The sequence below is a fragment of the Embleya sp. NPDC025285 genome, assembly GCF_055558835.1.
The window spans coordinates 210,196-222,480 of sequence record NZ_JBVHLU010000002.1 but is presented as its reverse complement, the minus strand read 5'-3'; the positions used below and the strand labels follow the sequence as shown (position 1 = coordinate 222,480).

Annotated in this window: 13 protein-coding genes; 6 read left to right on the top strand and 7 right to left on the bottom strand. The window is 71.3% G+C overall.

Annotation, left to right across the window (positions count from 1 at the left end; translation table 11 throughout):
- Positions 1–180: 180 nt before the first annotated feature.
- The 4 genes from ACZ4FV_RS02565 to purU all read left to right on the top strand — a co-directional run bounded on the left by ACZ4FV_RS02565 (position 181) and on the right by purU (position 3,977).
- Positions 181–1,305, top strand: coding sequence for a uroporphyrinogen-III synthase (locus tag ACZ4FV_RS02565; protein ID WP_465321661.1), 1,125 nt, complete (start codon positions 181–183; stop codon positions 1,303–1,305).
- A 191-nt stretch (positions 1,306–1,496) separates the two neighbouring features.
- The gene (locus tag ACZ4FV_RS02560) at positions 1,497–2,309 is read left to right on the top strand and encodes a hypothetical protein (RefSeq protein WP_395873361.1); all 813 of its coding nucleotides are present in this window, start codon (positions 1,497–1,499) and stop codon (positions 2,307–2,309) included.
- A 187-nt stretch (positions 2,310–2,496) separates the two neighbouring features.
- Positions 2,497–2,934 carry an SCO4402 family protein gene (locus ACZ4FV_RS02555; RefSeq protein WP_395873387.1) on the top strand — a complete coding sequence of 146 codons (438 nt, stop codon included), beginning with the start codon at positions 2,497–2,499 and terminating at the stop codon, positions 2,932–2,934.
- Between the two features lie 146 nt (positions 2,935–3,080).
- The gene (gene purU, locus ACZ4FV_RS02550) at positions 3,081–3,977 is read left to right on the top strand and encodes a formyltetrahydrofolate deformylase (RefSeq protein ID WP_395873360.1); all 897 of its coding nucleotides are present in this window, start codon (positions 3,081–3,083) and stop codon (positions 3,975–3,977) included.
- A gap of 161 nt (positions 3,978–4,138) precedes the next feature.
- Here the strand turns inward: purU and ACZ4FV_RS02545 are convergent, their stop codons facing one another.
- Positions 4,139–4,357 carry a hypothetical protein gene (locus ACZ4FV_RS02545; protein WP_465321659.1) on the bottom strand — a complete coding sequence of 73 codons (219 nt, stop codon included), beginning with the start codon at positions 4,355–4,357 and terminating at the stop codon, positions 4,139–4,141.
- Positions 4,358–4,786: 429 nt separating this feature from the next.
- On the opposite strand from ACZ4FV_RS02545, the gene ACZ4FV_RS02540 reads away from it, so the two are divergent.
- Positions 4,787–5,980 (top strand): RtcB family protein, encoded by a 1,194-nt coding sequence (locus ACZ4FV_RS02540; protein ID WP_465321657.1) that lies wholly within the window; start codon positions 4,787–4,789, stop codon positions 5,978–5,980.
- Positions 5,981–5,987: 7 nt separating this feature from the next.
- Here ACZ4FV_RS02540 and ACZ4FV_RS02535 read toward each other — a convergent pair whose 3' ends face one another.
- From ACZ4FV_RS02535 to ACZ4FV_RS02520, 4 genes are all read right to left on the bottom strand, one after another.
- Positions 5,988–6,815, bottom strand: coding sequence for a hypothetical protein (locus ACZ4FV_RS02535; RefSeq protein ID WP_465321655.1), 828 nt, complete (start codon positions 6,813–6,815; stop codon positions 5,988–5,990).
- Positions 6,816–6,982: 167 nt separating this feature from the next.
- Positions 6,983–7,525, bottom strand: a complete 543-nt coding sequence (locus ACZ4FV_RS02530; protein WP_465321653.1) for an anthrone oxygenase family protein — start codon at positions 7,523–7,525, stop codon at positions 6,983–6,985.
- A gap of 115 nt (positions 7,526–7,640) precedes the next feature.
- On the bottom strand, positions 7,641–8,120 hold the full coding sequence (locus tag ACZ4FV_RS02525; RefSeq protein WP_406297143.1) for an anthrone oxygenase family protein: 480 nt from the start codon (positions 8,118–8,120) through the stop codon (positions 7,641–7,643).
- A gap of 2 nt (positions 8,121–8,122) precedes the next feature.
- Positions 8,123–8,977 carry an NmrA family NAD(P)-binding protein gene (locus ACZ4FV_RS02520; RefSeq protein ID WP_395873355.1) on the bottom strand — a complete coding sequence of 285 codons (855 nt, stop codon included), beginning with the start codon at positions 8,975–8,977 and terminating at the stop codon, positions 8,123–8,125.
- 80 nt (positions 8,978–9,057) lie between these two features.
- Here ACZ4FV_RS02520 and ACZ4FV_RS02515 point away from each other — a divergent pair, with 80 nt between their 5' ends.
- Complete coding sequence (locus ACZ4FV_RS02515; protein ID WP_395873354.1) at positions 9,058–10,047, top strand: AraC family transcriptional regulator; 990 nt, start codon at positions 9,058–9,060, stop codon at positions 10,045–10,047.
- A 55-nt stretch (positions 10,048–10,102) separates the two neighbouring features.
- Here ACZ4FV_RS02515 and ACZ4FV_RS02510 read toward each other — a convergent pair whose 3' ends face one another.
- Both ACZ4FV_RS02510 and ACZ4FV_RS02505 read right to left on the bottom strand, forming a co-directional pair.
- A complete protein-coding gene (locus ACZ4FV_RS02510; RefSeq protein ID WP_465321650.1) occupies positions 10,103–11,539 on the bottom strand; it encodes a HAMP domain-containing sensor histidine kinase in 1,437 nt (478 codons plus the stop codon).
- Entirely contained in the window at positions 11,536–12,237 is a 702-nt protein-coding gene (locus ACZ4FV_RS02505) for a response regulator transcription factor (RefSeq protein ID WP_465321649.1), read from the bottom strand. The genes ACZ4FV_RS02510 and ACZ4FV_RS02505 overlap by 4 nt, the downstream gene beginning before the upstream one ends.
- Between the last annotated feature and the right edge of the window lie 48 nt (positions 12,238–12,285).

Here is a 12,285-nt window from a genome sequence, read left to right as displayed (position 1 = left end):
ACTCGCCTCGGACCCCGTCGGGCGGCGGGTTCGAAGCCGGTGGACCCGCTCCCGCTTCCGTCGGGCGGCGAGCCGAAGCCGGCGGACCCGCCCCGCTCCCGCCGGCTTTCGACGCACGCGCTAACTCCCGCGTGACCGTCCGGCAACAGAGCCGTAACACACGTCGGCGAGTCTCACCCCATGGAGACTGGCACGGGGGACGAGCCGCTGATCGGGTTCACCATCGGCGTCACCGCGGCCCGGCGTCGCGAGGAACTCGTCGCCCTGCTCCAGGGCTTGGGCGCCAAGGTGGTCGACGCGCCCACCGTGCGGATCGTGCCGCCGGCCGAGGACACGATCCTGCGCCGGGCCACCGAGCAGGCGTTGGACCGTCGCCTCGACTATGTGGTGGCCACCACCGGCGTGGGCTGGCGCGGCTGGTTCGCCGCCGCCGACGGCTGGGGGCGCGGCGCCCGGCTGACCGCCGCGTGCCGGGCCGCCGTGGTGGTCAGCCGGGGGCCGAAAGCGGGGACCGCGGTGCGCGCGTGCGGCCTGCGCGAGGTGTACTCGCCCGGTTCGGACGCCGGCGACGAGGTGTTGGCCTGGCTGCTCGCGCGCGACCTGCGCGGGCGGCGGATCGCGGTCCAGCAACACGGCGCGCCGCTGGAGGGCTTCGCCGACGCGCTGCGCGGGCGCGGCGCGGACGTGCTGGAGATCCCGGTGTATCGCTGGGGACCGCCGGACGACCCGGGCGCGGTGCGCCGCCTGGTCGAGCAGACCGCGCGCCGGGAGATCCACGCGCTCACCTTCACCAGCGCGCCCGCGATCGGCGCTTTCCTGGACACCGCCGACGAACACGGCCGCCGGGCCGACGTGTTGGCCGCGTTGCGGGCCGACGTGCTGCCGGTGTGCATCGGCCCGGTGTGCGCGCGGCCACTGGCCGAGCAGGGCATCGAGTCGGTGTGGCCCGAGCGCGGTCGGCTCGGCTCGCTGGTGCGCACGATCACCGAGACGTTGCCCGCCCGGGCCCGCCGCGAACTGGACACCGGCACCGAACGCCTGGTCCTGCAGGGCAACGCGCTGCTGGTCGACGGTCGGACCATCTGGCTGCCCCCGGTGCCGGGCGCGGTGCTGCGCGCGCTCGCCGAGAAGCCGGGCTGGGTACTCAGCCGGGCCGAGTTGTTGCGCCGGGTGTGGGCCGACACGCGGACCGACGAACACGCGGTGGAGGCGGCGGTCGCCCGACTGCGCGCCGCGCTGGGCCCGTACGCGAGCCTGGTCCGCACGGTCACCAAGCGCGGCTACCGCCTGGCCGTCGACCCCTGACGCGGGTTCTCCGGGCCCGCCGAGCCCGAAGTCCCGGGCCAGGATCGGGGCACCGGCAAAGCGGTATATTTCCAGTGCCCGCCACCCCCCGCCTGGTAGGAGCCGAGGGCCAACCCGCACCATGGGCGGGTGACAGGGGGTGAACACGAACCTTGATACGCATACGGAAGCGCACACGATTGTCGACGGTCGTGCTGCTCGCCACGACCATGGCCGGCGCCGCCGCGTGCTCCGGATCGCCCGACACCGGCCGGGTCGCCGGCACGGTCGCCACCACGGGGCCCAGTTCGGCGCGCCTGACCTCGGACGGCCCCAAGCCCGCCGCGGACCGGCCGAGCGGCTCGGTGCCGCCGGTGGTCCCGCCCGCCGCCGCCGGCGATACTCCCGAATCGGGTGCCTACGGGACCGAGCTGCTGACCCACCTGCGCACGACCCCGCACGGGAGCCACGTGAGCAAGGTCCGGGTGGCCAGCTCGTACAAGGTCTACAAGGTCACGCTCGAAACGGACCTGGTTCGCGGCAACGGTTCGGACACGCAGGCCGAGGAGATCGTCCGCGACCGTGCGGGCAAGCTGCTCACCGAGACCGCCCAGTGGGCGGAGGACCATCCGGCGTTGTGGGTCGGCGGGATCGAGATCCTCGACTCGGACCGCGACGCGATCGACTTCCGGCTCGGCGCCGAGCGGGACGACCGCAAGCCGGCCGCGGACGACTACGGGTCCGCGATGCTGGCCGCGCTGCACACCACCCCGGAAGGCACGCGTCTGCAGCAGGTGCGGCTGACGCTGGACCACAAGGGCAAGTACGAGGTCGCGATCGACACCGACCTGTCCTCGCACCTGCCGGGGGACTACTCGACCGAGGCCGCGCAGACCTTCAACACCGCGGCCCGGATCCTGCTCGTGGCGCAGAACTGGATCCGCGACCACCCGGGCTTCGACGTGGCCGCGCTGCGCGTGTACGACGTCGAGCGCGGGCTGATCACCATCAAGATCGTCGACTGAGCGAGCCGACCGGCCGACCGACCCGCGACCGGACCGCCCGGTTGTCGGGATCGGTCCGGTCTGCGGCATGATCGGTGGAAATTCGAGGTGATCGAAAGCATCCCGTTCTGAACCGATCGGGAACGGAACGGGATCGGATCGGCGAAACCGAAGCGGGGACAGGGGAGGAGGCGCCACGATGACACGTATGCGCCAGAGCACCGTTCCGTGGTGGCGTTGGCGGGCCCAGGTCCGTTCCGCGCTGCACATGTTCGGCGACCCGACGTTCCAGCGCGAGTCCTGGCTGGCCGGCCGCCCGGAGTACGGCTCGATCACCGACGCCGTCTATCGCCTGGTCGGCGACTCGTGGCTGGACCGCTGGTCCGCGACCACCTACATCGGATGCCTGGTCGTCGACGCGGACGAGGCCGCGCTGGTGGACGCCGCGGTGGTGGAGATCCTCGCCGTCCTGCACGACATCGGCGAGGACGCGCCCGCGCCCGCCTACCTCACCCACTCGCGCTGGCCGCAGGTCGTCGCCACCTCGCGGGCCGCGCACGTCGCGCTGGCGAAGACGGACGAGGACGACCCGGAGGCGCCCCCCGACTCGCTCGACGTGCTCCGCATCCGCACCGGCGGGCGCTGAGCCCGCGCGGGACGTGGGATCCTGTACGACCGGCCGGGTCGCCCGGCCGGTGGGGTCCCGTCCGGGATCGGGCCGCGCGGACAGCAGCGGATCGGGCACCCGGAAGGCCGAAACCAATGCCGCAGATGGAGAAGAAGGGCACGTCCATGACCGAGCAGACCCAGCCTGTCGACGGCAGTGGTGACGTGTCGACCGGCGGCCAGTACGTGCTGACGCTGTCCTGCCCGGACAAGCGCGGCATCGTGCACGCGGTCGCCAGTTTCCTGATGATGACCGGCTGCAACATCGTGGACAGCCAGCAGTTCGGCGACCGGGACACCGGTCTGTTCTTCATGCGCGTGCACTTCACCGCCGAGCAGGGCGTCGAGTTGGACGCGCTGCGGGCCGGCTTCACCGCGGTCGGCGCGTCCTTCCACATGGACTGGCAGATCCACGACGGGGACGCGCGGATGCGCGTGTTCGTGATGGTCAGCAAGTTCGGCCACTGCCTGAACGACCTGCTCTTCCGCAGCAGCATCGGCGCGCTGCCGATCGAGATCGTGGGTGTGGTGTCCAACCACCGCGACTTCGAGGAACTCTCCCGCTCCTACGGTGTGCCGTTCCACCACATCCCGGTCACCCGGGAGACCAAGCCGGAGGCCGAGGCGCGGCTGCTCGCGCTGGTGCGCGAGAACGACGTGGAACTGGTGGTGCTGGCCCGATACATGCAGGTGCTGTCGAACGACCTGTGCAAGCAGCTCGAGGGTCGGGCGATCAACATCCACCACTCGTTCCTGCCGAGCTTCAAGGGCGCCAAGCCCTACCACCAGGCGCACGCGCGCGGGGTCAAGCTGATCGGCGCGACCGCCCACTACGTCACGGGCGACCTGGACGAGGGCCCGATCATCGAGCAGGAGGTCGAGCGGGTGGACCACGCGGTCACCCCCGCCGGCCTGGTCGCGGTCGGTCGCGACGTCGAGTGCCAGGCGCTCTCGCGCGCGGTCAAGTGGCACTCCGAGCGACGGGTGCTGCTCAACGGGACTCGCACGGTCGTCTTCACCTGAGGGGCCTGAGGGACCTGAAGCCCTGAGGGACTTGAGCGATCCGAGCTATTCGACCCATTCGAGCTATCCGACGGGCCCGCGTGCCCCGAGCGACCCGGGGAGCCTGGGGAACCCGAGCGATCCGGGCAGCCCGAGCGCCCGGGGCGAACGGTCGACTCGGCTCACCTGACGCTGAGCACGAACGCCGCCGAGCCCACCGCGGCGGCGGCGGCGCCGGCGATCCACCCGGCCCGGGCGGCTCGGGGGAATTCGGTGCGCTCCCGGGGGCCGTCACCGTCGAAGTCGCGGACCACGGGTCGCACCCGGGGCCGATGGCGGTCGCGCCCGAACACGACACAGGCTACGGCGGTGATCCACGCGGCTACCCCGACGACGAACATGCCTCGGGAATGTACGCCCGACCCGGTTGGCTGTCACAGCGGCGCGCGGGTGTGCGCGCGGGGCGCGCGCGTACATCGCCTCCGCCCCGGCCGGAAAATCCTTTGCGGGGTGGGCCGTTGCCGTGGCTTGATGGAGGTCGAGCCACGACAGGTCCTTCCGTGTGTCCTGTCCTCGTAGGGAGAGGAGCGAGCCGGTGCGGTTCCGTGACAACGGCCGATGCCCCGTCCAAGGCGCCTCGGCCCGCCGCGTGTAACCCCTGCTTCGCTCCCGCTCCGCGGGTCCCGCAGTCGCCAACCCTGCGGCACCCGCCACCGGCTGCCCCGTGCCGCACCCGGACTCACTCCCCGGAGTGCGCCGGGGCAGCCCACCAAGACTTCGAGCCGCCGCGCTCATGTTCAGCCATACCCATTCAGGAGAATGATCCAGATATGTCGTACACCGAGGTCCCGGGTGCCCGGGTACCGATTCGCATGTGGACCGACCCGGCAGCGGTCGAGGGCCAGGCCATGCAGCAGCTCCGCAACATCACCACGCTCCCGTGGCTGCACGGCCTCGCCGTGATGCCCGACGTGCACTACGGCCGCGGCGCCACGGTCGGCTCGGTGATCGCCATGCGCGACGCCGTCTGCCCGGCGGCGGTGGGCGTGGACATCGGCTGCGGCGTGTCCGCTGTCCGTACCTCGCTCACCACCAAGGACCTTCCGGACGACCTGGCACCCCTGCGTTCGCGAATCGAGGCGAATGTGCCGGTGGGGCACATGGGCCACAAGGAGCCGGTGGACGTGCGGAAGCTGCACGCGTTCCCGGTCGCGCGCTGGGATGACATGTGGAGCCGGTTCGACGAGCTGGCCCCGGCGGTGCACTTCCGGCGGGATCGGGCGGCGAGCCAGCTGGGTACGCTCGGCGGTGGAAATCACTACCTGTCCCTGGACAGCGACAACGAGGGCCGGGTGTGGCTTCAGTTGCACTCCGGTTCGCGCAACATCGGCAAGGAACTTGCCGACCACCACATCGGTGTCGCGCAGTCGCTGCCGCACAACCAGGATCTCGTGGACCGGGACCTCGCGGTGTTCATCGCGCACACGCCGCAGATGGAGGCGTACCGCGCCGATCTGTACTGGGCGCAGGAGTACGCGCGGCTCAACCGGGATCTGATGCTCGCGTTGTACGGAGAGGTCGTGTCCAAGTACTTCACGAAGCGCCAGGTGACCTTCGATCGGGCCATCTCGTGCCACCACAACTACGTCTCGGAGGAGACCTACGACGGCGTGGATCTGTTGGTGACCCGTAAGGGCGCCATCCGGGCCGGCAGTGGCGACCTCGGCATCATCCCGGGTTCGATGGCGGTTGGTTCGTACATCGTGCGCGGCCTCGGCAGTATCGACGCGTTCAACTCGGCATCGCACGGGGCGGGCCGGAAGATGAGCCGGAACGCCGCGAAGAAGCGGTTCACCGTGAAGGACTTGGTCGAGCAGACCGAGGGTGTCGAGTGCCGCAAGGACGCGGGCGTCGTGGACGAGATCCCGGGTGCGTACAAGAACCTGGATCGGGTCATGCGCCAGCAGTCCGATCTGGTCGAGATTGTCACACACCTGAAGCCGCTGATCACGGTCAAGGGCTGACGGGACGTCACGAGAACAGCGTCAACTGCGGGGGAGCCGGTTCGACCGGCGCCCCCGCTTTGGTAAGCCGCCATCGGCGGATCGCGCAGCTCGCGACGGTTCGGCCGAGCAATTCAGCAGCGATATCGGCCGGGTGGGACAGCACGACGGTGTCGTCGGCTTCGTTCCAGCGACGCGGCGCTGATCGGGCTCGCATGTGGGCCGGGCGTTCCCATGCCTTGACACTCTCGGCCTTCGCGGCCTTACGCGCGAGTGCGAGACTGCCGTCGTAATACAGCTCGCGCGCGATCGCGACGGCCGGGTCGCTGGTATAGAGGATGTTGAAAACGCCATCGCGCACGTTCCTGCCGGGGTGTCGCGGTACGCCACTGACGGCCAAGCCGAATGCGCAGAAATAGTCCGAGACAGGCCGGCTCGACGTGGTCAGACTGACGAACGGATAGCCCTTTGCCGTGATGCCGACCGCGCCGTCCGCGTCGACGAGCCCGCGTACGTAGTCGCTCGCGACGTGGTCGGTGTCGGGCGGGCCGATCGAGGCGGACTTTCTGCCGTAGGGCAATCCCAGGGTTCGGAGGGTCTCGCGGGCCTCCAGCGCGTGTACGGACCAGGTCGCCGAGGTGTATTCGGCCGAGAAATTGGTCGCGCGCGTGCGCTCGTGAATCGCGCTCGGGTATGGGCACAGGCGCTGGAAGCACTCCAACAACTCGCGGTCGCAGACGCCTACTTCCAGGCTCAGTCGGCCGCGCTGGCGGGAGTCTGCGGAGAGGTGACCGTCGGCTTGAAGGAAGCCGAACATGTACGAGTACTCGGGACGGCGCAAATCCATGAAGTCCATCGCACCAATGTGCGAGTCACCTGCCGGGCAGGACGCTCGAATGCCGATGGTTCACCGGAATGGAGCAGCGTCGGCCGAGGGCCGCGCGGTGGACGACCGCCAACACACCGAGGCCCGCCCCGGCGAGCAGCAGTCGCTCACCGAGGCGGGTCTTCCTGCGTGTTCGGTCAGGGGGTGCGGGTGGTGCGGGCGAGGAGGTGGACGGCTCGGGTGAGGGCGGCCAGGGCGGCGGTGGCGGCGAGGGTGCGGGCTATGTTCCAGGCGATCCAGGCGTTCTCGACGTCGTCGCGGAGCTTTTCGGGATCGGCGATTCGGGCCGGGTCGCCGGCGTCCTTGATCTTGTTGTTCAGCGGGATGTTGCCGCCGATGGTGATCAGCATGCCGACGAAGGCGAGGACGACGCCGGCGATGATCCAGCGGTTCGCCGCGGTGAGGCCGAGCTTGCGGGCTCGGACGATCGTGATCACGCCGAGGATCGGGGCGCCGAAGAAGCAGGCGAAGAAGACCGGGTTCTCGATCCGCTTGTTGACCTGCTGGAGGACGTCGACGAAGGTGCGGGCGTCGACCCGGCCCAGGCCCGGCATGATCGCGACGGCGAAGCAGAAGTAGACACCGGCGACCAGGCCCGTGGTGACCAGGGTTGCGCCGAGGAGGATGGCGGCGGTGCGGGTCGCGGGAGTGGTTTCGGGTGGAGTGAGCTGCCGATTCATGCCGGGGTCCCCGTTGTCGACTGGTTGGTGATCGTGTCGCCGGTGCTGCGGTGCTGCGGTGCTGCGGTGCTGCGGTGCTGCGGTGCTGCGGTGTTCGGTGTTTTCGGAGCCGGGGTCAGCGGGTGAGGGCGATGACGAGGAAGGCGGCCGCCGCGATGCCGGAGAGTGCGCGCAGGTGGTTCGCCCGCGTCCAGTCGGCGAGGTAGCCGGCCCACAGCCGCTCCTCCGCCGCGGAGTTCGGCTCGACGGCGGCGAGCGCGTTGTTGCGGGGCACGTGGTACCCGGCGGTGAGCACGATCGTGCCGACCAGGTAGAGCGCGGCGCCGACGAGCAGATAAACCGCGTACGCCTCGCCCCACGAGACGATCGCCGCGATGCCCAGGCCCACGCACAGCAGTGCGGTGCCGAACAGGCCGGCCATGAAGGGGGCGGTCACGGCCGTGACGTTGATCGATCGCATGGCCGCGGCCCCCTGAGCCGCCGGGAGCCGGCCGAGGCCCGCCATGACGAAGGAGGAGAAGCCGAAGAAGACTCCGCCCATGCTCGCGCAGCCCAGGGCCGCGACGAGCGTCAGGATGAACAGGGGGCCGCTCATGGTCACACCTTCCAGACACCGCGGGCGGCGGCGTCACGTGCGTAGTCGGAGAAGTCGCGGGGTGCCCGGCCGAGCGCCCGCCGCACACCGTCGGAGACGTGTGCGTTGCGCCCGTCGAGAACCTCGCCGAACAGGAAGGACAGCAGGTCGATGACCTCCGCCGGTACCTGGTGCTCGACCAGGACCGCCGAGTATGCCTCCAACGGGACCTGCGTGAACGTGATTTCCCGGCCGGACGCGCGGGCGATCTCGGCGACCGCGTCGGCGAAGGTCAGCAGCCTGGGGCCGGTCACCTCGTACACCTGGCCGGTGTGCCCGTCCTCGGTGAGCGCGGCCACCGCGACGTCGGCGATGTCGTCCACGTCGATGAACGGCTCGCCCACGTCGCCGACCGGCAGCGCCACGTCACCGCTCATGATCGGGCCGAAGAACTCGCCCTCGTCGAAGTTCTGCGCGAAGAAACTCGCTCGCACGACGGTCCAGTGGGCGCCGGAGGCGCGCACCCGGGCCTCGGCGTCCTGCGCCTCGGGCTCGCCCCGACCGGACAGCAGGACCAGGTGCCGGACGCCGCTCTCGACCGCGAGTTCGGCGAACGCGCCGACCGTGTCCGCGCCGCCCGGGGCGGCGATGTCGGGCTGGAAGGAGACGTACACGCTGTCGATGTCGCGCAGGGCCGGGGCCCAGGTGGTGCGGTCCTCCCAGTCGAAGGGGATGGGCGCCGAGCGGGAGCCGAGCCGGACCGAGCGGCCGAGCGCGGTGAGCTTCCCGGCGATCCGGCGGCCGGTCCTGCCGGTCCCGCCCAGGACCAGCGTGGTGGTGTCGGTGGTGTTCGCGGTGTGCTGCTCGTTCGTCGTCATGGCTTTATTCAATGCCCTGGCGGTGAGAGTGAACATCGCTGAAGCGCCCAATTACATGTCTGATCGTCTAAGATTTCGGCATGGACGCTCTCGCGAGTCTGCTCAACGGACCTCGGGCGCAAGGCGCCTTCCTGCTGCGTTCGATGCTGAGTCCGCCGTGGTCCATGCGGATCCACGACGAGGCGCCGCTGACCATCGTGGCGATGGTGCGCGGGCACGCGTGGATCGCGCTGGACCGGGGGGACGCGGTACGGCTGAGCGCCGGCGACGTGGCCATCGTGCGCGGCCCCGACCACTACCGGATCTCCGACGAGCCGGGTTCGCAGCCGCAGATCATCATCCATCCGGGCCAGCGCTGCTCGACCCCGGACGGGCGGGACCTGGCCAAGGAGATGGCCCTGGGCGTGCGTTCGTGGGGAAACAGCGCGGACGCCGAGACGATCATGCTGACCGGGACCTATCAGATGGCCGGCGAGGTCAGCCGTTCGCTGCTCGAATCGTTGCCCACGCTCGCGGTGATCCGAGCGGACGAGACGGACTCCCCGGTGATCCCGCTGCTCGCCGACGAGATCGTCAAGGACGGGCCGGGTCAGGACGCGGTCCTGGACCGGCTGTTGGACCTGTTGCTGATCTCCATGCTGCGCACGTGGTTCGCCCGCTCGGGCGCGGACGCGCCGGGCTGGTACCGCGGTTACCGCGATCCGGTGATCGGGCACGTGCTGAGCCTGATCTACAACAACCCCGAGCAACCGTGGACGGTCGCGTCGCTGGCCGCCGAGGCGGGAGTGTCCAGGGCCTCGTTGGCGCGCCGGTTCGTCGAGCTGATCGGCGAGCCGCCGATGACCTTCCTCACCGGCTGGCGCCTCGCGCTGGCCGCGGACCTGTTGTGCGAGCCGACGGCGACGGTCGGCGGGGTCGCCGAGAAGGTGGGCTACGGCGACGCGTTCGCGCTCAGCACGGCGTTCAAGCGGGTCCGGGGGCTGAGCCCGCGCGAGCACCGCACCCGAGCGCTGCGGCGCGAGGGCGTGGGCATCGACGGTTCGCGGCACCTGATTCCCGACCGGGGCTGACCCGAGCCGCCCGACCCGGACCGCCCGCCCGAACCGCGCGCGTCGGTCGGCCCGGTCAGCCCGATCGCCCCGCCGGTCCGCCGGTCGATGGCGGGGGCACCGGGGGTTGCGGGGTCGCGCCGGCGGAAGGCGCGGCGGCGAACCGCAGTCGGAACAGCGCGCCGCCGCCGGGCGAGGACTCGGCCGTGAGCGTGGCGCCGTGTGCCCTGGCGATCTGCCGGGCCATCGCCAAGCCGAGCCCCGAACCGGGCAGCGCCCGCGCGGCGGAGGCTCGATAGAAGCGGTCGAACACGTACGGCAGGTCCTCGGGCGCGATGCCGGGACCGTGGTCGCGCACGGTGAGTTCGAGGTCGGTGCCGAGCACCACCTCGACCGGGCCGCCGGCCGGGCTGAACTTGGCCGCGTTGTCGAGCAGGTTCGACACCAGTCGGGCCAGCCGGGCGGGTACGCCCGGCACCGTGCGTTCGCCCGCGAGGTCGACGAACTCGAAGGCCACCGCCGGCCAATGGCCCCGGGCCGCCCGCACGCAGTGGCCGACCAGCGTGCTCGGCCGGACCTGCTCGACCAGCGGCTGCGGCTCCTCGTCCCGGGCCAGTTCGATCAGGTCGTTCACCAGGCCGGTCACCTCGCGCAGTTGGCGCTGCAGCCCGGCGTTCGCGCGTTCGCGCTGATCCGTCGTCAGCCGGTCGGCCCGGCCCAGTAGTTCCGCGTTCGTGCGGAGCGCGGTCAGTGGGGTGCGCAGCTCGTGCGAGGCGTCCGCGACCAGCCGGCGCTGCGCGGTCACCGACTGCTCCAACTCGCCGAGCATCGCGTTGAAACTCCCCGCCAGGCTGGTGAGTTCGTCCTCTCGTCGGCCCGGCGGCACATCGATGCGCAGGCTCGCGTCCCGGGTCGCCGCGATCCGCTTCGCGGTAGCGGTCAGCCGGGCCACCGGGGCCAGGCCGGTGCGGGCCACCGCGTAGCCCAGCCCGGCCGCGAGCAGCACGCCCGCCGCCGCGACCGCCGCCATCAACTCGCCCGCCTGCCGGACGCCCTTGTCCACCCCGTCCGAGCGCAGCGCCACCTGGATCGCCGTGCCCGGACCACCCTGGGTGGTCAGCATCCGGGCCGGCCGGCCGCCGGCGGTGACCTTGGTGTAGAACGCCCGGCGTTCGCGCGCCGCCACCTCGCGCGTGGCGGACCCCACCGGCAGCAGATACGGCGCGGACGGGTCGGCCCCGGGATCGGCCGGCACGATCTGGGCGCACGGCGGGGCGGCCAGGTAGGCGCATTCGCCCTGGAGCACTCCCGGCGGGTCGGCGCGGTGCTGGAGTCGAACCTGCGTGGCCTGCTGGGTCAGGTTCAGCTCGAGCTGATGGACCAGCTCGTAGCGGATGATCGTGTACGCCGCCGCGCACACCCCGAGCGCGACCAGGGCCACCGCGCCGGTGCAGGCGAGGGTGAGACGGGTGCGCAGCGGCCGACGCCTGCGCCACCGCGCGTGCGCCCTCACCCGCGGTCCGAGTCGCGGTCCAGCCGGTAGCCCACCCCGTGCACGGTGTGCACCAGGCGCGGTTCGCCGCCCGCGTCGAGCTTGCGGCGCAGGTAGCCGATGTACACCGCGAGCGAGTTGGAGTCGGGACCGAAGTCCGCGCCCCACACCCGGTCCATGATCACCTCGCGGGGCAACACCTGGCCCCGGTGCCGGAGCAGCAGTTCGAGCAGGGCGAACTCGGTTCGGGAGAACTCCAGCGGCCGGCCGCCCCGGTTGCCGGTGCGGGTGAGCGGGTCCACGGTCAGGTCGCCGTAGGTGTAGGCGCGCTCCTCGGCCGGTTCGGGGGCGGCCCGGCGCAGCAGCGCGCGCAGGCGGGCGGTCAACTCGTCCAGCGCGAACGGCTTGACCAGGTAGTCGTCCGCGCCCGCGTCCAGCCCGTCCACCCGGTCGCTGACCGAGTCGCGCGCGGTCAGCACCAGGATCGGGGTGCGGTCGCCGAGGGCGCGCAGGCGGCGGCACACCGCGAGGCCGTCCAGGACCGGCATCAGGATGTCGAGCACGATCGCGTCCGGTTGCCACCCGACCACCTCGCTCAGTGCCGCCGGGCCGTCGGCGGCGCCGCGTACGAGGTACCCCTCGATCGCGAGGCCGTCCTCGACGGCGGCGCGTACTTCCGGGTCGTCGTCCACGACCAGCACCCTCGGTCCGTTGCCCATGGGGCCAAGGCTCTCAAAAGGGACGCTTAGAACTCTCTTATCCCAGGC

Bases quoted from the DNA above. Each gene is read 5' to 3' on its own strand.
- ACZ4FV_RS02515 (WP_395873354.1), top strand. From the start codon at position 9,058: ATGGACGCTCTCGCGAGTCTGCTCAACGGACCTCGGGCGCAAGGCGCC.
- ACZ4FV_RS02525 (WP_406297143.1), bottom strand. From the start codon at position 8,120: ATGAGCGGCCCCCTGTTCATCCTGACGCTCGTCGCGGCCCTGGGCTGC.
- ACZ4FV_RS02545 (WP_465321659.1), bottom strand. From the start codon at position 4,357: ATGTTCGTCGTCGGGGTAGCCGCGTGGATCACCGCCGTAGCCTGTGTC.
- ACZ4FV_RS02505 (WP_465321649.1), bottom strand. From the start codon at position 12,237: ATGGGCAACGGACCGAGGGTGCTGGTCGTGGACGACGACCCGGAAGTA.
- ACZ4FV_RS02535 (WP_465321655.1), bottom strand. From the start codon at position 6,815: ATGGACTTCATGGATTTGCGCCGTCCCGAGTACTCGTACATGTTCGGC.
- ACZ4FV_RS02520 (WP_395873355.1), bottom strand. From the start codon at position 8,977: ATGACGACGAACGAGCAGCACACCGCGAACACCACCGACACCACCACG.
- purU (WP_395873360.1), top strand. From the start codon at position 3,081: ATGACCGAGCAGACCCAGCCTGTCGACGGCAGTGGTGACGTGTCGACC.
- ACZ4FV_RS02565 (WP_465321661.1), top strand. From the start codon at position 181: ATGGAGACTGGCACGGGGGACGAGCCGCTGATCGGGTTCACCATCGGC.
- ACZ4FV_RS02555 (WP_395873387.1), top strand. From the start codon at position 2,497: ATGCGCCAGAGCACCGTTCCGTGGTGGCGTTGGCGGGCCCAGGTCCGT.
- ACZ4FV_RS02540 (WP_465321657.1), top strand. From the start codon at position 4,787: ATGTCGTACACCGAGGTCCCGGGTGCCCGGGTACCGATTCGCATGTGG.
- ACZ4FV_RS02530 (WP_465321653.1), bottom strand. From the start codon at position 7,525: ATGAATCGGCAGCTCACTCCACCCGAAACCACTCCCGCGACCCGCACC.